This window comes from Paenibacillus sp. JQZ6Y-1 (genome assembly GCF_040719145.1).
GTDB classification, from domain to species: Bacteria; Bacillota; Bacilli; order Paenibacillales; family Paenibacillaceae; genus Saccharibacillus; species Saccharibacillus kandeliae.
This window is the reverse complement of sequence record NZ_JBFDUZ010000007.1, coordinates 37,491-62,089: the sequence shown is the minus strand read 5'-3', so window position 1 is coordinate 62,089 and position 24,599 is coordinate 37,491. Positions and strand designations below refer to the sequence as shown.

15 protein-coding genes are annotated in these 24,599 nt (G+C 48.7%); 13 read left to right on the top strand and 2 right to left on the bottom strand.

Annotated elements, in window-relative coordinates; genetic code table 11:
* Positions 1 to 197: 197 nt before the first annotated feature.
* From uxaC to ABXR35_RS22535, 11 genes are all read left to right on the top strand, one after another.
* On the top strand, positions 198 to 1,622 hold the full coding sequence (gene uxaC / locus ABXR35_RS22585; RefSeq protein ID WP_367064326.1) for a glucuronate isomerase: 1,425 nt from the start codon (positions 198 to 200) through the stop codon (positions 1,620 to 1,622).
* Positions 1,623 to 1,844: 222 nt separating this feature from the next.
* Positions 1,845 to 3,251 (top strand): MFS transporter, encoded by a 1,407-nt coding sequence (locus ABXR35_RS22580; RefSeq protein ID WP_367064325.1) that lies wholly within the window; start codon positions 1,845 to 1,847, stop codon positions 3,249 to 3,251.
* Between the two features lie 125 nt (positions 3,252 to 3,376).
* Positions 3,377 to 4,381, top strand: a complete 1,005-nt coding sequence (locus ABXR35_RS22575; protein ID WP_367064323.1) for a LacI family DNA-binding transcriptional regulator — start codon at positions 3,377 to 3,379, stop codon at positions 4,379 to 4,381.
* Between the two features lie 323 nt (positions 4,382 to 4,704).
* Positions 4,705 to 6,213, top strand: coding sequence for a tagaturonate reductase (locus ABXR35_RS22570; RefSeq protein WP_367064322.1), 1,509 nt, complete (start codon positions 4,705 to 4,707; stop codon positions 6,211 to 6,213).
* Positions 6,214 to 6,225: 12 nt separating this feature from the next.
* The gene (locus tag ABXR35_RS22565) at positions 6,226 to 7,716 is read left to right on the top strand and encodes a UxaA family hydrolase (RefSeq protein WP_367064321.1); all 1,491 of its coding nucleotides are present in this window, start codon (positions 6,226 to 6,228) and stop codon (positions 7,714 to 7,716) included.
* A gap of 376 nt (positions 7,717 to 8,092) precedes the next feature.
* A complete protein-coding gene (locus tag ABXR35_RS22560) occupies positions 8,093 to 9,664 on the top strand; it encodes an MDR family MFS transporter (RefSeq protein WP_367064320.1) in 1,572 nt (523 codons plus the stop codon).
* A gap of 248 nt (positions 9,665 to 9,912) precedes the next feature.
* Positions 9,913 to 10,599 (top strand): cell division ATP-binding protein FtsE, encoded by a 687-nt coding sequence (gene ftsE, locus ABXR35_RS22555; protein WP_367064319.1) that lies wholly within the window; start codon positions 9,913 to 9,915, stop codon positions 10,597 to 10,599.
* Positions 10,589 to 11,509, top strand: coding sequence for a permease-like cell division protein FtsX (ftsX, locus tag ABXR35_RS22550; RefSeq protein ID WP_367064318.1), 921 nt, complete (start codon positions 10,589 to 10,591; stop codon positions 11,507 to 11,509). The genes ftsE and ftsX overlap by 11 nt, the downstream gene beginning before the upstream one ends.
* Before the next feature lie 147 nt (positions 11,510 to 11,656).
* Complete coding sequence (locus ABXR35_RS22545) at positions 11,657 to 12,931, top strand: murein hydrolase activator EnvC family protein (RefSeq protein ID WP_367064317.1); 1,275 nt, start codon at positions 11,657 to 11,659, stop codon at positions 12,929 to 12,931.
* An 82-nt stretch (positions 12,932 to 13,013) separates the two neighbouring features.
* Positions 13,014 to 14,471 (top strand): S41 family peptidase, encoded by a 1,458-nt coding sequence (locus tag ABXR35_RS22540; protein WP_367064316.1) that lies wholly within the window; start codon positions 13,014 to 13,016, stop codon positions 14,469 to 14,471.
* Between the two features lie 183 nt (positions 14,472 to 14,654).
* A complete protein-coding gene (locus ABXR35_RS22535; protein WP_367064315.1) occupies positions 14,655 to 16,877 on the top strand; it encodes a hypothetical protein in 2,223 nt (740 codons plus the stop codon).
* Between the two features lie 216 nt (positions 16,878 to 17,093).
* Here ABXR35_RS22535 and ABXR35_RS22530 read toward each other — a convergent pair whose 3' ends face one another.
* Positions 17,094 to 17,912 carry a flagellar motor protein MotB gene (locus ABXR35_RS22530; RefSeq protein WP_367064314.1) on the bottom strand — a complete coding sequence of 273 codons (819 nt, stop codon included), beginning with the start codon at positions 17,910 to 17,912 and terminating at the stop codon, positions 17,094 to 17,096.
* 2 nt (positions 17,913 to 17,914) lie between these two features.
* On the bottom strand, positions 17,915 to 18,706 hold the full coding sequence (locus tag ABXR35_RS22525; RefSeq protein ID WP_367064313.1) for a flagellar motor protein: 792 nt from the start codon (positions 18,704 to 18,706) through the stop codon (positions 17,915 to 17,917).
* A gap of 646 nt (positions 18,707 to 19,352) precedes the next feature.
* Between ABXR35_RS22525 and uvrB the strand changes: the two genes are divergently transcribed.
* Together uvrB and uvrA are read left to right on the top strand one after the other, a co-directional pair.
* On the top strand, positions 19,353 to 21,353 hold the full coding sequence (gene uvrB / locus ABXR35_RS22520) for an excinuclease ABC subunit UvrB (RefSeq protein ID WP_367064312.1): 2,001 nt from the start codon (positions 19,353 to 19,355) through the stop codon (positions 21,351 to 21,353).
* A gap of 184 nt (positions 21,354 to 21,537) precedes the next feature.
* Positions 21,538 to 24,399 carry an excinuclease ABC subunit UvrA gene (gene uvrA / locus ABXR35_RS22515; protein ID WP_367064311.1) on the top strand — a complete coding sequence of 954 codons (2,862 nt, stop codon included), beginning with the start codon at positions 21,538 to 21,540 and terminating at the stop codon, positions 24,397 to 24,399.
* The last annotated feature ends 200 nt before the right edge of the window (positions 24,400 to 24,599 follow it).

Below are 24,599 nucleotides of genomic sequence, written 5' to 3'. Positions count from 1 at the left end.
CTACATCCATCACTTTTTTTAGCGTTTATCTATGAGATCTGTTACAGGTACAGAACGATTCATTTCAAACAACTGTAACAACTAAACATTGAAGTTTCCTCTTGCTTCTTGCTGGAAAAGGGCTACAATGAAATCATGAAATGTTAACGTTAACAAAATAAATAAACCAGTCTGCATCAGGGAAGGAATGAATCGATATGGCACGCAAATTTCTGGATGAGAACTTTCTGTTGAACAGCGAAACTGCAATCCAACTGTATCATGACACAGCCAAGGATTTACCGATTATCGACTACCACTGTCACCTAAGCCCGCAGGAAATATATGAAAATAAAAGCTTCAAAAATATCACCGAAGCTTGGTTATACGGCGACCATTACAAATGGAGAGTGATGCGAGCAAACGGTGTAGAGGAACAATATATCACTGGCGATGCCGACGACTACGACAAATTCCTCGCTTGGGCAAAAACGGTACCGCAGCTAATCGGCAACCCACTGCACCATTGGACGCATCTGGAGTTACAGCGCTTCTTTGGCGTATATGAGTTGCTGAATGAGCAGACCGCACCGTCCATCTGGGAAAAGGTGAACCAACAGCTGCAAGGCGAAGGCTTCGGCGCACGTGATCTGATCACCAAGTCCAAAGTGACGGTCGTCTGCACAACCGATGATCCTGCCGATTCACTGGAATATCATACAGCCATCCGCGAGCTAAAAGGATTCGATACGCTTGTGCTGCCAAGCTTCCGCCCAGACAAAGCGCTAGAGATCAACCGCGATACATTCCGTCCTTGGCTGGAACGATTGGTTGCTGCTAATGGTGCAGACATTCAGACATACGATCAATTTTTGCAGGCATTGGAGAAAAGAGTTCGTTTCTTCCACGCTGCGGGTGGACGCGTATCCGATCATGCGCTTGATACGGTCGTATACGGTAGCGCCACACGTGAAGAAGCTAGCTCCATCTTTGCCAAAGCACTGCGCGAAGGTCAAGTGACGCCGGAGGAAGAAGCCAAGCATAAAACGCATACGCTGGTGTTCTTAAGCCAGTTGTATCAAGAGTTGGGCTGGGCGATGCAGCTGCATATCCATGCGTTGCGTAACAACAATACGCCGATGTTCCGTGAATTGGGTCCAGACACGGGTTACGATGCGGTCAATGATGGCGCGATTGCAGCACCGCTGGCATCGCTGCTGAACGATATGGAGAGTGCAGGCGGATTGCCGAAAAGCATTCTATACTCACTCAATCCCAACGATTATCATGTGCTGGCAAGCATCGCAGGCAGCTTCCAAGGCGGCGGCATTCCCGGCAAAATTCAGTTTGGTACTGCATGGTGGTACAACGACCACCGAGACGGCATGTTCGAGCAGATGCGCATTCTCGCCAATCTGGGTGTATTTGCCCGCTTTGTCGGTATGCTGACCGACTCGCGCAGTTTCCTGTCGTATACGCGTCATGAGTATTTCCGCCGCCTGCTATGTGATCTGCTCGGAAGCTGGGTAGAGAGCGGCGAGGTGCCGGATGATATGAGCTTGTTGAAACAGATTGTAGCGGGCATTTGCTATAACAATGCGGAACAGTATTTTGATTTCCCAGCGGTTGTATCCGTTTCCTAAACGGAACAGCTGGCGTTATCTTATATGCCGTATCGTACGCTTGTGATCCGGCATATAAAGGAACATGATGTACACCTGCAACAGTGTGTGGGCAGATCGAATGATTAATCTGTATAGCCCTCTGCCTGCACACTTCCCTGCATCGGGGAATCAAGGACACGTACAGGATTATAAAGTGAAAAATTTCACATATATATCGACTAGAAGAAGGAAGGGTTCATAATGGGGACGGTAACGATGGAAGGCGTTCACACGGACGCTGAAGTCACGACCAGTAAGATCAGTCTAAAGGAGAAAATTTCCTACGGTCTGGGTGACTTTGGGAATGGATTTATGTTTGATTTGGGACAGTTATATCTATTAAAGTTCTTTACCGATGTGGCGGGTATTCCAGCGTATGCGGCAGGGGGGATTTTTGCAGTCAGTAAAATATTCGCGGCTTTCTGTGATCCGATCGTTGGCTCGTCGATTGATTATCGCAAACATATCGGTCCGCGTGGCAAATTCAGACCGTATCTGATCATGGGTAGCATTGCGCTGGCGATTCTGACTATTTTGACCTTTATCTCGCCAAATCTGTCGACAGGTGGCAAATTGTTTTATGCGTATGCGTCGTATATGATCTGGGGCATTGGATATTCGTTTGTAAATATTCCGTATGGTTCGCTCGGCGCAGCGATTACGCAGGATACGGTGGAGCGGGCGTCCTTATCTTCGTTCCGACAGGCGGGTTCGCTTGGTGCACTGTTCATCACCAGTGTGGTCGTTATGCCATTGATCGTGCATTTCTCTAATCCATCGGTCGGTTATCCGGTTGTAATGGCGCTCATGTCGGCGATTGGTGTAATCGCTTTCGTCTTTTGCTACCGAGGTACGAAGGAGCGTGTGGTTAATCAGTCGCCGCCAAAAGAAAAGCTATCTCCAAAGTTAATTATCAAAACATTCATTAGCAATAAGCCGCTGCTGGTGCTGGTATTGATGACCGTATTCACGATCTCCGCGTACAATATCAAATCCGCGATGCTTGTTTATTTTGCTCAGTACAATCTAGGAAATGTGGAATTGATGGCGTATATGAACTTTATTATTATCGGTTCGTCCTTTATCGGAGTACTGTTTCTGCCTAAGCTGGTCAAAGCGTTCGGTAAACGTAATACGGCGCTGATCGGGCTGGCGGTGAGTGTGATTGCGGACACGATTAACTTTATGATGCCGTCGAATGTGTATGTATTTACGATTCTCGCCAGTATCGCATTCATCGGGATTAGTATTCCCAATGGTGTGACGTGGGCATTTGTATCGGATATTATCGACTACGGGGAATGGAGCTCAGGGGAGCGTAAGGATGGGATTACGTACTCGCTGTTCAACTTTTCCCGTAAGCTGGCACAGTCGCTCGCTGGTACATTGTCTGGTGTTGGGTTAGGGCTGATCGGTTATGTACCGAATGTGGCGCAAAGCGCAGGTACGCTACTTGGGATCAAAGGGCTGCTCTGTCTATATCCAGCAATAGCACTGGCGATTGCAATGATCGTTATCGGACTGATGTACAAACTGACCGACCGCAAGCATGAGGAGATCGTCGCGGAATTGCAGCTGCGCCGTCAATCACAAGAAGGCATGATGTAAATCATGGCAGGGCAAGCGTAGAGTATGGTGGAATAAGTACAATGTGTTATTCTTAGGAGTAAGCAGGTCGGACAGTGATATGGATGTTCGCATCTCGGAAAGCTACGACAAAGGAAGGTATGCACATGGCAGCCACCATTAAAGATATTGCCCGACTGGCAAATGTATCTCATACAACGGTTTCGCGAGCACTGAATAATAGCCCGCTGATCAAAGAAGTTACCAAACGCAAAATTGTGGAAATTGCCCAGCAGCTTAATTATATTCCAAATTATAATGCCAAAAGTCTTGTTTTGCAGCGTTCGCATACGATTGGACTATTCTTCACCAGCTTGTCGCGCGGAACGAGCAGCAGCTTTTTCGCGGATACGATGCGCGGTGTCAATTCGATCATTGGCGTCGAATACAATCTGTTTGTACGCGGAATTGACGATTATACCGACTATGCCACCATTCATCCGAAGCGGTATGATGGCATCATTCTAATGAGTCAAAGTGACGATGACAATGCGTTTATCGAGCATGTGGTCAGTCAGCAGATTCCGCTGGTTGTGCTAAACCGATTGATTCCGGGTGGCAGCTTTGTCAATATTGTCTCCAATGACCGTGAGGGTGCCGGGCATGCAGGCGACTATCTAGTGTCACAGGGACATCGCCGGATTGCCTTGATTGAAGGCATGCAGGGCTTCACATCCACTGAACAGCGCCGTATCGGATTTTTGGATGCAGTACAGTCAGCAGGTGTGGAGGTGCCGGAACAGTATATCGTGCCGGGTGAGTATAGCACGGAAAGTGGTTATGAAGCGATGCGCAAGCTGCTGACACTGGATACGCCACCAACCGCTGTCTTTTGCTCGAATGATGATATGGCGATTGGAGCGATGAATGCGGCATTTGAAATGGGTGTGCGCGTGCCGGAGGATATTTCCTTGGTGGGCTTCGATGATATTAATTTCTCAATGTACACCAATCCAGCTCTAACGACGATCAAGCGTCCGATTGAGCAGATTAGTGCGAATGGTGCAGAAAAGCTTCTAGAACGGATTCAATTGCAGGCAAGCGACGAGGAATTGATTTTCCATGGGACGGAACTGATTGAACGTCGTTCCACGTCAGCGTATGGAGAATGATTGAGGTGTAGAAACATTGGTCAGCATTCGATAAAAAGGAACAGGAGCATTGCCGAAAGAGGGAGAGATGAGGAGCTGAGATCTATGTCTACAGCATGGGAGCATCGGAACCACTTTCGGCTTTTTCCTTGTACGGTATGCTTATACAGTATGTAGGTAGATGAGGCTTATGATCGTGTGGAGCATCTTCCATATAGATGTTTAATGGATATGCAAGTGTGATCAACTTCATTTTGTTAACGTGTGCATAAATGTAGAATGATACGTAGAAGAGGCAAATAGGAAGTGGTTATTCTGATGATGATTACAGGAGGCAATCGAATATGAACAGATTCAATCGTCAATCTCATCCAATACCGAAGTATCCAGAGAGAGTGATTCAGTTTGGTGAAGGGAATTTCCTGCGTGCCTTTGCGGATTGGCATATTCAGCGGATGAATGAACGAGTAGATTTTCAGACGGGTGTTGTTATTGTACAGCCGCTGGCACAAGGAATGGCAGCAGCGCTTCATGAGCAGGATGGACTCTATACCCTGTATACCGAGGGGATGCAGGACGGTCAGCTTGTACAGCAGCATGATGTGATCGATTGTGTAACTCGTGGCATCAACCCGTATACGCAATATGAACAGTATGAACAACTGGCGCAGCAACCAGAATTGCGGTATATCATTTCCAATACGACGGAAGCGGGCATTGCTTTTGAGCCAGCAGATACGCTGGAGGATCGTCCACAGCGTAGTTATCCGGGGAAATTGACCGCCTTGCTGTATCGACGCTATACACATTTTCACGGTGACCCATCCAAAGGCTTTATCATATTGCCATGTGAGCTGATTGATCGCAATGGGGATGAGCTGAAGCGTATCGTGCTGCAATATGCAGAGCTATGGCGGCTGGAGAGCGGATTTGCTGAATGGTTGGAGCAGAGCAATGTCTTTTGTTGCAGTCTGGTTGACCGAATTGTACCGGGGTATCCCGCAGGGCGTATGCCAGAGATCACGCAGAAGTTAGGATATGAGGATCGCTTTGTGGTAGTTAGTGAACCTTTTCACTTGTGGGTGATCGAAGCACCATCATCACTGGCAGCGGAGTGGCCTGCGGCAGCAGCTGGGCTGAATGTGAAGATCGTGGACGATATGACGCCATATCGCACGCGTAAAGTACGGATTCTGAATGGAGCGCATACAGCGATGACGCCGGTAGCGTATTTGTACGGATTGGATACGGTAAGTGAAGCGGTGGGCAATGAAGTGACAGGGGCGTTGATTCGTGAATTGATAGAGCAGGAGATTCTGCCGACATTGGATCTGCCAGAAGAAGAATTGCAGTCTTTTGCAGAGGCGGTGTTGGAGCGGTTTGCCAATCCGTATGTGCAGCATCAGCTGATCAGCATCTCACTGAACGGCATTTCCAAATATAAAACGCGTGATCTGCCGACACTGATAACCTTTGTGCAGAAGCAGGGACGGTTGCCGCGTCGATTGACCTTTTCGCTGGCAGCATTGTTGGTCTTTTACCGAGGGGAGCGTCAGGGGCAACCGATCCCTTTGAATGATGATGCGCAGGTGCTGAGCCGGTTTGCAGGGTGGTGGGCGGCGTATGATGACAACAGCATGTCTGTACAGCAATTGGCGGAGCAGGCGTTGGGTGATATGACATTCTGGGAACAAGATTTACGCCAAATTGCTGGTCTGACTGAGTGTGTAGCGGCAGATATGCAGTTGATTGTGGAACAAGGAATGGAATTCGCTTTGCAGAGCATCATGAGAGAACAATCAGAGTCGCGCCGTCAATCGCAATCAATGATCGAAATCACGATCGAAACCTAAGGGGGAGCCGCCATGCTGGAATGGATTCAAATGAACAGGCAGGACAATGTAGCCGTAGCGCTGCGCGATTATCAGCAAGGGGAAGTGCTAGATCATGATGGGAAGATCGTGCAAGTGCAGCAGGATATCGCCAGAGGGCATAAAATCGCATTGCAGTCTTTGGAAGCTGGGCAATCGGTTATCAAGTATGGATATCCGATCGGTCATGTAACCGAGTCGGTTCGTGCAGGCAGTCATATCCATGTACACAATACACGCACTGGTCTGAGTGGTGTGGAACAATATCAGTATGCACCACGTAGCTTTCCTAATCCGTATATGCCAGAGCAGCGTACCTTTATGGGCTATCGTCGTGCCAATGGTGAGGTCGGTATTCGTAACGAGTTGTGGATTGTGCCAACGGTCGGTTGTGTGAACGGCATTGCGGAGATGATCCTCAAGCAGTTCCGCGCGGATATAGACGATATGGCTCCGTTTGACAATATGCTCGTCTTGAAGCACGGCTATGGCTGCTCACAACTGGGGGATGATCATCTGCATACGCAGACCATTCTAGCAGATGCGGTGCGTCATCCGAATGCAGCAGGTATACTGGTGCTGGGCTTAGGCTGCGAGAACAATATAATGGAGGATTTTAAACAAGTCATCGGATCGTACGACGACTCACGAGTAAAATTCCTTGTCTCCCAACGTGTATCCGACGAGGTGCAGGCAGGCGTAGAACTGCTGCATCAGATTCATACGGCGGTACGTGATGACCGCCGCGAACCGATTGCGCTGTCCGAATTGAAAATCGGACTCAAATGTGGCGGTTCGGATGGGCTATCTGGTATTACCGCCAATCCACTACTTGGTCAATTGTCTGATTATATGGCGGCTCAGGGTGGAACGACTGTATTGACCGAAGTACCCGAAATGTTCGGTGCCGAGCAGATTCTGATGGAGCGTGCGAAGAATGAACAAGTTTTCGGCAAAATTGTGGATTTGATCAACGATTTTAAGCAGTATTTTATGAATTACGATCAGCCGGTGTATGAGAATCCGTCCCCCGGCAACAAAGCGGGCGGGATTACGACGCTGGAAGATAAGTCGCTCGGCTGTACACAAAAAGCAGGCACTAGCGCTGTACAGGATGTACTGCAATACGGGGAACGACTGCATACACGCGGATTGAATCTGCTTAGCGCGCCGGGGAATGATTTGGTTGCATCGTCCGCGCTAGGAGCAGCAGGGTGTCAGTTGGTTATTTTCACGACAGGACGAGGAACGCCGTTTGGCTCCTTTGTGCCAACGATGAAGGTATCGACCAATTCGCCGTTGTTTGAGAACAAGCCGCACTGGATTGACTATAATGCGGGAGTGTTAGTGGAAGAGACCAGTATGCAGGATTGTCTGGTGGACTTTGTAGACTATATTATTGAAGTCGCCAGTGGACGTTGGGTGAATAATGAAAAGAACAATTTCCGTGAGCTGGCTATTTTCAAGCATGGGGTGACGCTGTAATGCATTTCTAACAAAAGTCTGGCACGTTCATCTCTATTGAACATGCCAGACTTTTTGTATGGTAACGCAATACGTGCAGAAGGAATACATATAAAAGTAATTTATAAGAAATACATATCAAGAAATATATAGAATCGTAACATTGAGCGATGATTGTGGTAGCTCATAAGCAAACACAAAACGAAGTGAGCGCAAAAGAAGATACAGGTAGATTTTCTCTATAAATTGAATGGTGAAGAAGGATGGAAATAGGGAAAAGGTATGCTATACTTTTTTTACTGACCAGTGGGTCATTTTGCTGTGAATGTGTTAATAATAACGTATTGCATCGTTTACAGTAGAAAGTGGAGCATACCAGGAACAGGAGTGAAAGGAAATGGCGCAAGGAGTAGGAGCGGTACCGAGGCAGACGCCTAATGGTACGATCAAAACAGGCTGGATTGTAGCTGGGTTGTTACTAGGGATATTCATCGCTTCCATTGATAATACGATTGTAGCGACTTCTATTGCGACGATTGTAGGCGATCTGGGTGGGTTTGATCAGTTTGTCTGGGTGACATCGGCGTATTTGGTCGCTTCGCTGGCGGGAACGCCGATTTTTGGTAAATTGTCGGATATGTATGGGCGCAAGCGCTTCTTCGTATTCGGCTTAATCATGTTTATGCTCGGTTCGATTTTATGCGGAACCGCGCAGTCGATTGTGCAACTGAGTCTATATCGTGCGATTCAAGGGATTGGCGGTGGTGCGCTAGTGCCGATTGCATTTACGATCGTATTTGATACATTTCCGCCAGAGAAGCGGGGGAAAATGACGGGGCTGCTGGGAGCGGTGTTTGGCATGTCTAGTCTGTTTGGTCCTTTGCTTGGTGCGTATATTACGCAGTATTTTAGCTGGCGCTGGGTGTTCTATATCAATGTGCCGCTTGGCATTGTATCATTGCTGTTGATTATGATCTTTTACCGTGAATCACTGCAACGGGCGCGTCAGCAGATTGACTGGGCGGGGGCAGGCTTGCTGGTCGGTGCTGTTGTATCGTTGATGTTCGCGCTGGAATTGGGCGGCGGTACGTATGCTTGGACATCGCTACCGATTCTGCTGCTGTTGATTGGGTTTGTAGTCATGTCGATTGCATTTGTATGGGTGGAGCGGCGAGCGCAAGAACCGATTGTTTCATTTCCGATGTTTCGTCAGCGGCTCTTTGCAGGCAGTGTAGCAGCGGGATTCTTTTATGGGGCAGCGTTTATTACAGTCACGCTCTATATTCCGATCTATGTGCAGGGGGTGACCGGTGGTAGCGCCGTTAATTCTGGGCTGACGCTGTTGCCGATGACGGTAGGCTCGGTGCTGGCAGCAATGGTCGGCGGGATTCTAGTGAACAAAATGACCTTCCGCCGCATTATGGTCTTTTCAGCAATTGTATTCACGATTGGGATGATTCTGCTTAGTCAATTGCGCGCCGATACGCCGCACTGGCTGTTGGTGCTGGATCTGATCATTACCGGCTTTGGGATCGGGTTCTCCTTTTCCGTGCTTGGGATTAGCGGTATTCAGGAGTTTGATGTACGTCAGCGCGGGGCTGCCAATTCGACGTTATCGTTTGTCCGCTCACTGGGGATGTCAGTTGGGGTAACGATCTTCGGGCTAGTGCAGCATCAGTTGTTCAGTGTTCATCTTCAGCAGCAGGCAGGTGGTTCACTGCCGGCAGGCATGGATCTGTCGACGGTTGATCCGCGTGCGCTGCTGTCGGAGCAGATGCAATTGCAGATTCCGGCGGAGGTGCTGGACATCATTCGTCAGGTGTTGACTCAATCCGTAGCTGGTACGTTTGGCTGGGCGATTGTACCAGCGGTATGTGCATTGGTCGCAGTTGCGCTGATGGGCAGTGCGCGAGCGGTCACATCATCACGAGCAGCAGACAAGCCTGCTCCATCTTCTGACATTTCGTAATTATTAAACAAGGGGCGGGCATCCCGCGCCATATAAGGAACGACCGATTTCAGGATACAAATGAAACCGGTCGTTTTTTGATTCCGTCGATCTTTTCAGGTTATTATAGTACTCAACAGGTAACGAATTTGTTACAATAGAGATTGTGGAATTATGTCAGACCTGTCGTAACCGACAGAATCCAGACTATGGCGAGGCATCGCTAGTCGGCTGTGGTTACATTGAACCCTGTAATAGGAAGTGATAAATTGATCGAGATGCAGGACGTATGGAAAACATACCCCAATGGTGCGCATGCACTACAGGGCGTTTCCGTTAAAATTGACCGTAATGAATTTGTATATGTAGTCGGTCCTTCTGGAGCGGGGAAATCGACATTTATGAAATTAATGTACCGCGAAGAGAAGCCGACGAAGGGGCAGATTTCGGTAAACGGCTTCAATCTAGGCAAGCTGCAACAACGCAAAATTCCATTGCTGCGCCGTAACATCGGCGTTGTGTTTCAGGATTTTCGCTTGTTGCCCAAGCTGACCGCTTTTGAAAATGTGGCATTTGCGATGGAAGTCATCGAATCGCCGCGCCGTCAAATCAAGAAGAGAGTCATGGAAGTGCTAGAGCTTGTCGGTTTGCAGAGCAAGGCGAACCGTTATCCAGATCATCTGTCCGGCGGGGAGCAGCAGCGGATTGCGATTGCGCGCGCAATTGTTAACAATCCGGCAGTAATTATTGCCGATGAGCCGACAGGAAACTTGGACCCAGAAACATCATTTGGTATTATGCAATTGCTGGACGAGATTAATTTCCGTGGTACGACGATCATCATGGCAACGCACAACAAGGATATTGTTAACTCAATGCGTCGGCGCGTGCTGGCGATTGAGAATGGTCAGATTGTGAGAGACCAGATCAGAGGGGAGTACGGTTATGAATTTTAGTACCTTCTTGCGACACCTGCGGGAAGGTTTTCGAAGCGTGTTCCGCAACGGATGGATGTCAGTCGCGTCCATCACCTCGATTATTGTGTCTTTATTTATTTTGGGTGTCTTCATTTTGCTTGTATATAACGTCAATCAGCTTGCAGATAAGGCGGATAATCAAGTAGAGATTAACGTCTTTTTGGAGCTGAATGTGAGCCAGTCGCTGCGTGAGCAATTGCAGCAGGAGATCAGCGAAATGCCGGAAGTCAGCAACATCCAGTATATTCCGAAGAACGAAGGTTTGAAGGAATTGCGTCAGAATCTGGGTGAAGGCGGAGAGAGCTTCTTGGAAGGGTATGCCGAGGATAACAATCCGCTGCCTGATGCGCTGCGCGTCAATGTGATTGAGGCGAGCACGGTTCCATTTGTCGCACAGAAGATCGAAGCGCTGAACAATGAACATGCAGAGAAACCGATCCTCAAAGTCCGCTACGGCGGTGAAACGATCGAGACGCTGTTCAAAGTGACCGATCTGATCCGCAACATTGGTCTGATTCTGGTGGCTGCACTGGCATTGATGGCGATGTTCCTGATTGCCAATACGATTCGTGTAACCATTCTGGCACGCCGCCGTGAGATTGGTATTATGAAGTTGGTCGGAGCGACCAATCAGTTTATCCGCTGGCCGTTCTTTATTGAAGGAGCGCTGCTGGGCGGAATCGGCGCCCTAGTCACGATCATTATTCTGTTTGTGGGGTATCACCAATTGGTTATCGCATCTCTATCTTCACTCAGTCTTGGCTCCTTGATTACACTGGTGCCGCTTCAACAGATATGGCTCTTATTGGGCGCGATTTTGCTCATTTTGGGCGTACTGATCGGAATCTGGGGCAGTACCGTATCGATTCGTCGTTTTCTTAAAGTATAACGGTAAAAATAGTTCCAAATTTTACCGGAAAGTGCTTAAGTCCTATAAAGGCTTTACCGTGGTTGCCGATAATAAACATGACGTAATTGCTGAGCGCCGGAAACGACTCTTTAAATAACCTACTACAATAAAAGGATGGTAAAAAAGTTGAAAAAAGCCGCATCAATTATGGCCACCGTTTTATTGGCCGCTGCATTGATACAACCAGGACAGGCATCTGCAGCCAAATCTTCGAGCGATATTCAAAAAGAACTGAATGCAGTGGAGCAGCAGGCGAAGGAAGCGAAGCAGCAGCAAAAAGCGGCTGAAGCCCGCCGTGCACAATCGTCTACACTGAAAAAAGCAGCGCAGCGGGATTTGAGTAATGTATTGCAGGCAATCAACGAAGTAAATAGCCAGATTTCGCGTGTATCCAACGATATTACCAAAACGGAAACCGGTCTCCGGCAGGCAAAGAAAGACCTGGCCGAAGCACAGGAACGGATCAAAGCCAGAGAAGGCATGATTGATACGCGTGTACGTATGATGTACACCGACGGAATGGTATCGTATCTGGATGTACTGATGTCTGCAACCAGCTTTTCCGATTTTGTAGAGCGTGCAGATTCCTTGAAAATGATCGTTGATCAGGATCAGGACATTTTGGCACAACATGAAAAAGACAAACAATTCGTCATTGTGACGCAAAATAAATTGAAAGCTGACTACGCCAAAGCAAAAAGCCTATACTCCGAAAAGGCAAAGCGCAAAGGCGAGTTGGATTCCAAAGAGAACGAAAAGCAACGCCTGATCGCGAAGTATGACCTGCAAATCCAGAACGCAGAAGAAGCAACTGCTGCTCAGGAGCAGGCATTGTGGGATTTGGCAGACAAACGCGCATCGCTGTATAGTGAGAAAACAGCTGTGGAAGCCCAAGAGCGTGCAGCAGCAGCGGCTCGTGCAGCTGCGGAAGCAGCCGCTTCGCAAGGCTCCGGTGGCGGTGGATCATCCAGCGGCGGTGGAGGCGGTGGCGGTTATCAGGGTAGCGGCAACGGTATCCTGATGGTGCCGGTTAACGGCGCACGCTTGTCTTCTCCATTCGGCTATCGTACGAACCCGGTAACGGGAATCTACAAACTGCATGCAGGTGTAGACTTTGCTGCACCACAAGGAACAACGATTATGGCTGCTGATGGCGGTACTGTCGTCGTTGCTGGTGCGGTGAGCGGCTATGGGAATGCCGTAATTATTGACCATGGGAACGGCATTCGAACACTGTACGGTCATATTCGTAATGGCGGTGTGATGGTACAAGTAGGTCAAAGCGTAAGCAAAGGCGAGAAAATCGCAGAAGTCGGTTCTACGGGCAATTCGACCGGACCGCACTGCCACTTTGAAGTACGGGTCAATGGTACGCCAGTCGATCCGATGGGATATTTGTAAAACCGGTTGCCTGCGGTCTGCATGATTGTCATATGCAGATCGCGGGTGAACCGGTTTTAACGTAGAAAGGCGGTTAGGTGGAATGAAAAAACGCACGGTAGCTCTACTTGTTGTTGCCATGATGGTACTCAGCAGCGTACTGACGCTGGCTGTAGTGAATCTGCCATCATTTGTGCAAAGAGCTTCAATGGGTCAGGGTGTGCTGGGCGCGCTTAGCAACAGCGGATTGACTGATGAAGAGAAATCCAAACTCAGTACGGTCGCTAGCCTGATCGAAGGCAATTATTATCAAAATGTGGACGAAAGCAAGCTGGTCGATGGTGCTATTAATGGTATGGTAGAAGCGCTAGGCGATCCATATTCCAGTTACATGGATGCGGATACTGCGGGGCAATTTACCGAATCCATCGCTGGTTCGTTTACTGGAATTGGCGCGGAAGTGTCGCAGGATAACGGCAATGTCGTGATCGTCTCTCCCATCAAAGGCTCACCAGCGGAAAAAGCAGGTCTGCGTGCGAAGGACATCATCGTTTCGGTGAACGGCGAGAAGCTGTCCGGTGACGATCTGAATGCCGCCGTTGCCAAAATTCGTGGTAAAAAAGGCTCTACTGCTGAGCTGGAGATTCAGCGTGCAGGCAGCAAGGACACCATGACCTTCAAAATCGTACGTGACGACATCGCGATGGAAACGGTCTATGCACGTATGACGAACGATAAAATCGGTGTTATCGAGATCACACAGTTCTCACTGAATACCGCTGATCGTTTCAAAGAAGAATTGAAAAAGCTGCAAGATCAAGGGATGAAGGGACTCGTAATCGACGTCCGCAACAATCCAGGTGGCGTGCTGTCCGTGGTTGAAGATATGGCATCCCAGTTTATTACCAAAGGCAAAGCGATCGTACAGATCGAAGATAAAGCAGGTCAACGTCAGGTTGCAAATTCCACGGGTCAAAGTGTGGATTATCCAATTGCAGTCGTGACCAACGGCGGTAGCGCCAGCGCGTCCGAGATTCTTGCCGGTGCGCTCAAACAATCCGCAGGCGCAACGCTGTACGGCGAAACAACGTACGGTAAAGGTACTGTGCAGACAAGCATGGACAATCTGTTCAATGACGGCAGTCTAATCAAGATCACGATTGCCAAATGGCTGACGCCAAACGGCGACTGGATTCACAAAAAAGGCATCAAGCCCGATGTAAAAGTATCACCGCCGGATTACTATACCGTGACGCCGATCAATACAGATACCACGCTGAAATACGATATGAATAACGATAACGTCAAAAATGCACAGATCATGCTCGACGGTCTTGGCTACGATGTAGATCGCAAAGACGGCTACTTCGACCGCAACACCGAAGAACAGGTCAAAGCGTTCCAAACGGCGGAAAAGCTGACTGTGAACGGGCAGATCGATGCCAAAACCGCAACTGCATTGGAAGCGGCATTGGTGAAGCATATTCAAGACCCGCAATATGATGTACAACTGAACAAAGCGATTGCCGGTGTGGAACAACAGGTAGCCGCTAAAAAATAAAAATGATGTGCATTTGCTGACCGAACCCGCGCTATCACTGGCGGGAACGAAAGGGTGCATAAGAATGTAAAAAGAAGGCTGTTGCAGCCTTCTTTTTTTCGGTACAATAGGGAGTAATGAATACGCAAACAACTAGGAAGAAATACTGCGCAAAATGAGGTAGGCAACAAAGGAGAGTGGGCAATGGTGGCAGTGTTGAATGAGACACTCCGAATAACTGCTGATGTGTTGTGGCAGCTGCTGACGCAGCCGTTTTACTATATATTTTTGCTTGCCGTACTGCTCCATTACCGGCGGCAGGGACTGCTGGAACGACGTTTGTTTAACATACGAGTGCATGTGTATGCAGGCAGAGTATTACGTACGGTAATCACAGGTCTGGTGATCGGGCTGATCGTGTCGGTACTGATGACTGGTATTGGTATACATATGACAACCGGAATAGGCTGGGTGCTGAGTGGATTGATCGTTGTGCTGTCGCTCATTCGGTTGCGCTTTGCCCATGTGCTGGATGCGTTAGCAGTAGCTACGTTAGTCTCTCTGGTGCTATGGTTTATGCCAAATTGGCAGCCGTCCGGTTGGTTTGGTGAGCTTGTAACAGGCGTGCGGACCGCAGATTGGACGGGGTTGTTGGCGGTTGCTGTACTGCTGCAAATGGCAGAGGCGATCTTGTATCGCTCACAAGCGCCCAAATTGGCTTCTCCGGTCAATGTAGAGGGAAAACGTGGCAAGCCAGTTGGTGCTTACACGCTGGATGCGTTCTGGCCAGTTCCGATATGGTTGTTTGTCCCGATGACTGGTGGGTTGCTGCTGCCGTGGAACCCGCTACATAGCGGTGCAGATTGGGGAACAGGTGTGGCGCTAACGATGTTGCCGATGATGATCGGCAGCAGTATATTGACCCGCACGATGCTACCTATGCATAAGGCACAGCTAGTGACGCGTCGTCTATGGCAAAGCAATGCCGTATTGCTGATGATGACTGTAGGGTCTTTTTTCTGGCATCCACTAGCGCTGTTCGGCATCTGGATCGGTGTCATCTGGCGTGAATATATGATGTACGCTGCTCGTCGTGAAGAAGCGGGGCAAGTGCTGTTGTATACGCAAAGTTTGCGTGGCTTACGGATTATGGATGTGATTCCGGGTAGCCCAGCGAGCGAGTTGGGTATTATGGCTGGTGAGACCGCGTACAAGGTGAATGGAGTAGAAGTGAATAGCACTGAGCAGCTGCATAAGGCGCTGCGAATGAATCCGGCATTTTGCAAATTGGAAATATTGAATATTAGCGGGGAAAGCAAATTTTTGCAGCGGGCGATCTATGCCGGGGATCATCATCAGCTGGGCATGATCTTTGCACCGGATGATCAGTCGCTCATTTCGCCGGATGTGGAGCGATTAAGCGCTGTGCAGCTATTGATGCAGCCTAAAGTGATTCGACAGCGCAGCGATGGTGAGCGCTCAAATCGAGGATCATTTGGCGAAATTGAGGCATTTTCAAGTATTTCTTTGCCAAGCTATGATCGGACAAAGGTGGACACATCCAGTGTGGTCGACGAACGCGATACGACTGCACAATCGGACAATAAGCAGGTGGAAGAAACTGAGGATGCCAATACGCATGCTTCCGTCATGACAACGTCCTTGATCAAGGAATCGCCTTCTTCTCTTACCGAGTCGGAGCAGCAGCCTGATGAGACGGTAGTTCCGGCTTCGCCCGAGCTCGAATTTGAATCGGTGAATCCATCGTCGCAATCGGTACATGCCCCTATACAAACGGATGTAGAATCGCACGATATTACAGAGCCGATCAATGTTACAGAACCGAACCATATGGTGGATAGGGTGGAGATTACAGATACAACCGAATCGCCTTCATCTGTAGACTCTTTTGGTTCTGTAGAATCATCTTCGGTAGAACCGTCCTCCTGTATAGGAGCATCTTCTCCCGAGTCGTCCAGTGCGGCGGTTCTTTCTAGCTTGGAAGTGGATTTTGACGATGAATATTCTTCTAAAGACACAGGATCTGATCGTAGGGAAGAAGAAACGCTTGCCACAGAACCGATTCATTCTACAGCATCGGTATATCGTACAGAAACAGAATCTCCCTCCGAAATTTCAGATATTGCCGAACCTATAGCTTCGGTAGAATATACTGAGACGAACGAGACGAACGAGACGAACGAGACGAACGAGACGAACGAGACGAACGAGACGAACGATAGTGGCGAGGTGGATGCTGTCGTAGTCGCGGATGATAATGAGCTAGATTCAACGCAGCAGGATCAGGAAACGAACAGTCCGAACTCAGCGCGTGTGCAGCCAGTCGACTACGCTCCACTCACCTCAGCGTTATCGGCAGACGGATTGCCAAAACGCAGCCAGCGCCGTTCTGGTCGACGTAAATAATACAAAAGCCCGTGTTCCCTGCAATGCAGCAGAACACGGGCTTTTTGTCTAACTATACGAGAATCATCCGATAACGGGATGACCATTCTATACTACAGCAATGGTCGTGCCAGTAATTCATTAGTACCGCAACGTAACATTACGACGCGACCGATTGGTTTCTAGCTCTCTAGCATAATCAATCTGCTTACATCATAGCGGGATAAAACCTGCAATCTACTCCTGCAACTGCCGCAGCACGATAATTTCCACGCGGCGGTTTTTCTGTCTACCCGCTTCGGTAGAGTTATCTGCCGCTGGGCGGGTAGCTCCATAACCAGCATATTGGAACTTGGACTGATCCAGCTTTTTATTATCAATAAAATAACGCAGTACAGACAGTGCACGAGCACCGGATAGCTCCCAGTTATCCTTATACCGAGAAGCATATACAATCGGCAGATTATCCGTATGCCCTTCAATGCTGATCGTCGTATTGATCGACTGGAATAGACTGGCGAGTCGGGATAAGGTACCAAGTGAACGATCTTTTAGCTCTGCTTTTCCTTCGTCAAATAGGAACTGATCGCTGAGGGTAATCGAGATGCCCTGCGGCTTGTCGACGACGGATACCTGATTTTGCAGATTGTTCGTCTGTACATAGTTCTGAATCACCTGCATCAGATTGCCCAGCTCGCGCTCCTGTTCACGAAATGCCTGCTCACGGCTAGTCAGCGCCTCTTGCCCGTCGGTTTGACTTTGCCCACCTTGTTCACCGTTCTGATTCTGCTCCGGCGATTGACCGCCATTGTCGACGCTCTCGCCGGCTGTACCGGTAACACCTTTACCGCCGTCTAAGACTGAATTAGCGCTCTGAAACGTCAATTGCAGCGATTCAGTTAATACTTTATATTTGCCGGAATCGATCTGACTTACCGAATACATCACGATGAAGAAGATAAGCAGCAACGTGATCAGATCGGCATACGTAATCAGCCAACGATCCTTATGATCATGACTGTTGTGGTTGTTCTTGCGGCGAGAATAACGTCCCATCGTTATTCCTCCCTTGCGGATGCGGGTCTGCTATCATCATAACTGCCTTCGCTGTCGACGAGGAACGTTTCCAGCTTACGACGTACGAGCTGCGGGTTTTCGCCATTTTGAATTGACAATACGCCTTCAAGCAGCATTTCCATCGTTTGAATCTCTAATTCACTGCGCGACCGGATTTTGGAAGCGATGGGCAGGAAGATCAGGTTGGCGCTGGCTACACCATATAACGTAGCGGTAAAAGCAACCGCGATCGACGCACCGAGACCTGTCGGTTCGCTCAAGCTGCTCAACACTTGAATCAAACCCATTACCGTACCGATAATCCCCATCGTTGGCGCATAACCGCCAGCGGCATCGAAGATTTTGGCATATTGCTCATATTCCTGTTCCGTCTTGCCCATTTCCAGTTCCAGAATCTGGCGGATCACATCGCGGTCGGTTCCATCGACCACCTGCTGCAATCCTTCACGCAAAAATGCGTTCTCATGTGATACTGCCTGCGGTTCTAGCGCGAGTACACCAGCGCGGCGTGCGTGCATCGACATATTTACAATATCTTCAATCAATTGTTCATTATCCGAACGTGCCGGTACGAGTACCGTGGCAATCGCTTGCGGCAATTTTTTCAAACGAGATGCCGGAAAACTGATTACGACCGCCGCCGCTGTTCCGCCAAACACGATTAATGCGGCAGCGCCTTGGAGTAAGCCCCCGGCGTCGCCACCTTCCCATAAAAACCCCCCAATCAATGCAGCAACCCCTGCTATAATTCCGATAATTGTCGTCAAATCCATGTATCCATCTCCTGTTCTGCGTACGGGAAGCTGATCGGCGCTGGAGGCAGGGAGAATGTGGAAATGCTCCCGTTCCAGCCAGCCACATTGCGCAACTGCTTGTATGAAAAAAATTGAAAAAAATGTCGTTTACAGACCTTGTTTCAATTGCATAAATGGTATGGTACGAGTATAATAGAAGGGAACAAACATTCTTATTTGACTATATAAATGGTTACATCCTGTGGTTTTTCCACACCTCCAGATCAGGGTGAAACGCAACATATTATGCTGCTGTCGTGATCGTTTTTTACGTTATCCCGCATTGCTATCTTTGCTTGTTGAAGACGCGATGGCGGGAATTATAATTTATATCTATTTAACCAATTATAGCGTCCAACAATAGGAAGACGAAGGAAAATAAAATTGGTTTTTTGCCGTGACCGTCAACACGCGATATCTATGTACTGAAAATCGTGTTGTTGGGCGTAGAAGCGGTCTTTGGTGCGTAACTCCGATGGGTATGATAGAGATTGATTCATTGTGGATGTGCCAGCACAGCCAAGGCTGGGTAAAGTATAGATGCCGGACATTCGCAAGAACGGTCTCTTTTGTTATTATCGGGCAAACGTACTATATATTTTAGACGATAGGGTGATGCAGGGCAATGAACGATATTGTTGTCAGCTCCAAGAAATTCGAGATAGAGTCGGAATTTTCCCCGCAGGGCGATCAGCCTAATGCGATTGTAGAATTGGTCGATGGGATTCACAATGGTGAGAAGTATCAGACGCTGCTTGGTGCCACCGGTACGGGTAAGACGTTTACGATTGCCCAGACGATTGCTAAGCTGCAACGACCTACTTTGGTTATTGCACATAATAAGACGCTGGCTGCTCAGCTTGCCAGTGAGTTCAAGGAGTTTTTCCCAAACAACTCCGTTGATTATTTTGTTAGTTATTATGATTATTATCAGCCGGAGGCGTATATTCCTTCCTCCGATACGTATATCGAAAAAGACTCCAGCATCAATGAAGAGATCGACAAGCTGCGTCACTCCGCAACCAGTTCGCTGTTTGAACGTCGTGACGTGATCATTGTTGCCAGTGTGTCGTGCATCTATGGTCTCGGTTCTCCACAGGATTACGGAGGCATGTTGCTGTCTTTACGTGTCGGTATGGAGAAGTCTCGGAATGAGATATTGGCGCGTCTGGTCGATATTCAGTATCAGCGCAATGATATTAACTTTGTCCGTGGTACATTCCGCGTGCGCGGTGATGTGATTGAGATTTTCCCAGCATCGCGCGGCGAGCAGGCAGTTCGGATCGAATTGTTCGGCGATGAGATTGAACGCATTACGGAGATTGATGTGTTAACCGGCGAGCTGGTTGGCGAGCGCGATCATATCGCTATTTTCCCAGCATCTCACTTTGTAACCAAAGAAGAAACGATGCGGGTAGCGATTAAGAATATCGAGCGTGAACTGGAACAGCAGTTGGAGAAATTCCGCGAAGAAGGCAAACTGCTGGAAGCGCAGCGGCTGGAACAACGTACGCGTTACGATATTGAGATGATGAAGGAAATCGGATTCTGCTCAGGGATTGAGAACTATTCTGGTCCGCTGACATTCCGGGAACGTGGCGATACCCCGTACACGCTGCTGGATTATTTCCCAGATGACATGCTCGTTGTCATCGACGAGTCGCATGTGACATTGCCGCAGATTCGGGCGATGTACAACGGTGACCAAGCGCGTAAAAATGTACTGGTCGATCATGGCTTCCGTTTACCATCGGCGCTGGATAATCGTCCGCTCAAGTTCGAAGAATTTGAGGAAAAGGTAGGTCAAGTGGTGTTCGTTTCGGCGACACCGGGACCGTATGAGCTGGAACATTGCGAGACAATGACCCAGCAGATTATTCGCCCAACTGGTCTGCTTGATCCGATTATTGAAGTCCGTCCAACCAAAGGACAGATTGATGATCTGATCAGTGAGATTCGGATACGCATTGAAAAAGACGAGCGTGTGTTGGTGACCACACTAACCAAGAAGATGTCGGAAGATCTGACCGATTATCTCAAGGAAGTTGGCATCAAAGTTCGCTATATGCACTCCGACATCAAAACGCTAGAACGGATGTCGATTTTGCGTGATCTGCGTCTTGGTACATTCCATGTATTGGTCGGGATCAACTTGCTGCGGGAAGGTTTGGATTTACCAGAAGTATCGCTCGTTACGATTCTGGATGCCGACAAAGAAGGCTTCTTACGTTCCGAACGCTCCTTGATTCAGACGATTGGACGGGCTGCGCGTAACTCGGAAGGTCGAGTCATTATGTACGGTGATAAAGTGACCGATTCCATGGCGAATGCGATTCGCGAGACAGAGCGTCGCCGCAGTATCCAAATTGCGTATAACGAAGAACATGGCATTACCCCGCAAACGATTCGCAAAAAAGTCCGCGATGTCATCGAAGCGACCAAAGTCGCCGAGGGCAAAGCGAACTATATGGCGGAAGCGTCCAAGGCGAAGATGTCCAAGCGCGATCGGATCGCTCTGATCGAACGTTTGGAAGGCGAGATGAAGACGGCAGCCAAAGAATTGCAGTTTGAACGTGCTGCTGAATTGCGCGATGCTGTATTGGAATTGAAAGCGGAGATGAGTTAACGTATAACAAGTTTTACTTTCAGAGGTTGTTGGATATGCTTTCCGTCAGGGCGGCATGTCCGGCAACCTTTATCATAGATGAATGCTTTATGCGCTGCGTGTTGACAGCGACCCTGATAATACCGGTGAATACCGGAACAGGTTTTGATTACTCCGGAAGCACCGGATATGGAGGTTGGATTCCTTGTCGAATAAATTCATTGATATTAAAGGCGCACGCGCGCATAACTTGAAAAATATCGATATTAGCATTCCGCGCGACAGCTTTGTCGTGCTAACCGGTCTGAGCGGATCGGGCAAATCGTCACTGGCGTTTGACACAATCTATGCGGAGGGGCAGCGTCGTTATGTGGAATCATTGTCCGCATACGCTCGTCAATTCCTCGGTCAAATGGACAAGCCGGATGTCGATTCTATCGATGGTCTGTCCCCAGCAATCTCGATTGACCAGAAGACGACCAGTCGTAACCCACGTTCCACTGTCGGAACGGTAACAGAGATTTATGACTATTTGCGTTTGTTATATGCTCGGGTCGGTCATCCGCATTGCCCCGATCACGGCGTAGAGATTACATCGCAGACCGTTGAGCAAATGGTAGATCGGATTATGGAATACCCAGAAAAGACTCGTTTGCAGATTCTGGCACCGATCATTTCTGGACGTAAAGGCGAGCATAAAAGCGTCTTTACCGAGATTTCCAAACAGGGCTTTGTCCGTGTACGAGTCGATGGTGAACTGCGCGATTTGTCCGAAGATATTCAATTGGAAAAGAACAAAAAACATACGATTGAAGTGGTCGTTGACCGTATCGTCATCAAAGAAGACGTAGCTGTTCGTCTCGCTGACTCTATCGAAATGGCATTGAAAATGTCCGGCGGTCAGCTGCTGGTCGACATTATTGGTCAGGAAGAGCTGCGTTTCAGTTCTAACTTTGCCTGCCCAATCTGTGGATTCAGTATGGAAGAGCTGTCTCCGCGTATGTTCTCATTCAACAGCCCGTTCGGTGCATGCCCAGAGTGTGATGGTCTTGGTATCCGTATGGTGGTCGATCCTGATCTACTTGTACCGGATCGCAGCAAAACGATTGAAGACGGTGCGTATCAAGCGTGGAGCGGTGGCTTGTCCAACTACTATCCGCAATTCCTAAAATCTGTCTGCCAGCATTACAACATCCCAACCGATGTACCTGTATCGGAATTGACCGCAGAACAGCATAATCTGATTCTGAATGGCTCGGATGGGCAAAAGATCCGTTTCCGCTATGAGAGCGATTTTGGTCGTACGAAGGAAGCTCAGGTTGTATTTGAAGGTATTATTCCCAATCTGGAGCGTCGTTACAAAGATACGTCGTCCGACAGCATGCGTGAATATATCGAAGGGTATATGAGTGCCAAGCCTTGTCCGGTATGTAAAGGCAAGCGTCTGAAGCGCGATGTGCTGGCAGTTACAGTAGATAGCAAAAACATCTCCGATGTGACGGATCTGCCGATTCACGATTCGCTTCGTTTCTTCCAAGAGATCGAATTGAGTGAAAAAGAACGAAGCATTGCGCGCCTGATCCTCAAAGAGATCGTTAGCCGTCTCGGCTTCCTTGTGAACGTTGGTCTGGATTATTTGACGATGGCACGTGCAGCCGGAACATTATCCGGTGGTGAAGCACAGCGGATTCGTCTCGCTACCCAGATCGGTTCGAGTCTGACTGGCGTACTGTATATTTTGGATGAGCCGAGTATCGGTCTACATCAGCGCGATAATGATCGTCTGATCAAGACATTGGAGCATATGCGCGATCTTGGCAATACGCTGATCGTGGTGGAACATGACGAAGATACCATGATGGCAGCCGATCATATTATTGATATTGGTCCGGGCGCGGGGATTCATGGTGGACAGGTCATTGCTGAAGGTACACCGACCGAGATTATGGAGCACCCCGAATCACTGACCGGTCAATATTTAAGCGGACGCAAGTTCATTCCAGTGCCACTACAACGCCGTAAGCCGGGCGATCGCTGGTTGGAAGTTCGTGGCGCCAAGGAAAATAACTTGAAAAACGTCAACGTAAAAATTCCTATCGGCGTATTTACTGCTGTGACTGGTGTATCCGGTTCCGGTAAATCCACACTCGTTAATGAGATTTTGTACAAAACGCTGGCACGCGATCTGAACAAAGCACGCGTGATTCCGGGTCAGTACCGTGAAATTCGTGGTCTAGAGCATGTCGACAAAGTCATTGATATTGACCAGTCGCCAATCGGACGTACTCCGCGTTCTAACCCAGCAACGTATACCGGTGTATTTGATGATATTCGCGATCTGTTTGCTCAGACCAATGAAGCCAAAGTGCGCGGCTACAAAAAAGGTCGATTCAGCTTCAACATCAAAGGCGGACGCTGCGAAGCTTGCCGTGGCGACGGTATTATCAAAATCGAGATGCACTTCCTGCCAGACGTCTATGTGCCTTGTGAGGTATGTAAAGGTCAACGCTACAACCGCGAAACGCTGGAAGTGAAGTACAAAAATCGCAATATCGCCGATGTACTGGAAATGACTATCGAAGATGGCGTCGAGTTCTTCCAGAACCTGCCGCGTATCCACCGCAAGCTGCAAACGCTGCTGGATGTAGGTCTCGGTTATGTGAAGCTTGGTCAACCGGCAACGACGTTGTCCGGTGGTGAAGCCCAGCGCGTGAAGCTGGCTTCGGAATTGCATCGTCGCAGCACTGGTAAAACGATCTATATCCTTGATGAGCCGACAACCGGTCTGCATGTCGACGATATTGACCGCCTGCTGCAAGTACTGCAACGTCTGGTCGATTCCGGCGAAACAGTACTGGTCATCGAGCATAACTTGGATGTGATCAAAACGGCGGATTACTTGATCGACCTTGGTCCAGAAGGCGGCAGCGGCGGTGGTACCATTCTTGCTTCTGGTACGCCGGAAGACATTGCCAAAGTAAACGGTTCTTACACTGGGCACTATCTGAAACCTATTCTAGAGCGCGATACCGTGCGTAGCCGCGAACTGGAAAGCAGCCAAGTCTGAGGTTGTACTGTATAGGGTTCTAACAGTAGAATAGAAGCTGTTGTAGGATCGTTCGGAAGTTTGTGTAGAAGTAGAAAGTACGAAGTATGACATATGGCAGTGAAACAATCTGTCTTGCGCAGAAGGATGGATTTCCAGAGCGAACGTCCATCCCTTTGCGATTTACATAATGAACGTATGATAGTTGTCCATACTAGGCT

Bases quoted from the DNA above. Each gene is read 5' to 3' on its own strand.
- ftsX (WP_367064318.1), top strand. From the start codon at position 10,589: ATGAATTTTAGTACCTTCTTGCGACACCTGCGGGAAGGTTTTCGAAGC.
- ABXR35_RS22570 (WP_367064322.1), top strand. From the start codon at position 4,705: ATGAACAGATTCAATCGTCAATCTCATCCAATACCGAAGTATCCAGAG.
- ABXR35_RS22575 (WP_367064323.1), top strand. From the start codon at position 3,377: ATGGCAGCCACCATTAAAGATATTGCCCGACTGGCAAATGTATCTCAT.
- ABXR35_RS22535 (WP_367064315.1), top strand. From the start codon at position 14,655: ATGGTGGCAGTGTTGAATGAGACACTCCGAATAACTGCTGATGTGTTG.
- ABXR35_RS22565 (WP_367064321.1), top strand. From the start codon at position 6,226: ATGCTGGAATGGATTCAAATGAACAGGCAGGACAATGTAGCCGTAGCG.
- ABXR35_RS22525 (WP_367064313.1), bottom strand. From the start codon at position 18,706: ATGGATTTGACGACAATTATCGGAATTATAGCAGGGGTTGCTGCATTG.
- uvrB (WP_367064312.1), top strand. From the start codon at position 19,353: ATGAACGATATTGTTGTCAGCTCCAAGAAATTCGAGATAGAGTCGGAA.
- ABXR35_RS22580 (WP_367064325.1), top strand. From the start codon at position 1,845: ATGGGGACGGTAACGATGGAAGGCGTTCACACGGACGCTGAAGTCACG.
- ABXR35_RS22530 (WP_367064314.1), bottom strand. From the start codon at position 17,912: ATGGGACGTTATTCTCGCCGCAAGAACAACCACAACAGTCATGATCAT.
- ABXR35_RS22540 (WP_367064316.1), top strand. From the start codon at position 13,014: ATGAAAAAACGCACGGTAGCTCTACTTGTTGTTGCCATGATGGTACTC.
- uxaC (WP_367064326.1), top strand. From the start codon at position 198: ATGGCACGCAAATTTCTGGATGAGAACTTTCTGTTGAACAGCGAAACT.
- ABXR35_RS22560 (WP_367064320.1), top strand. From the start codon at position 8,093: ATGGCGCAAGGAGTAGGAGCGGTACCGAGGCAGACGCCTAATGGTACG.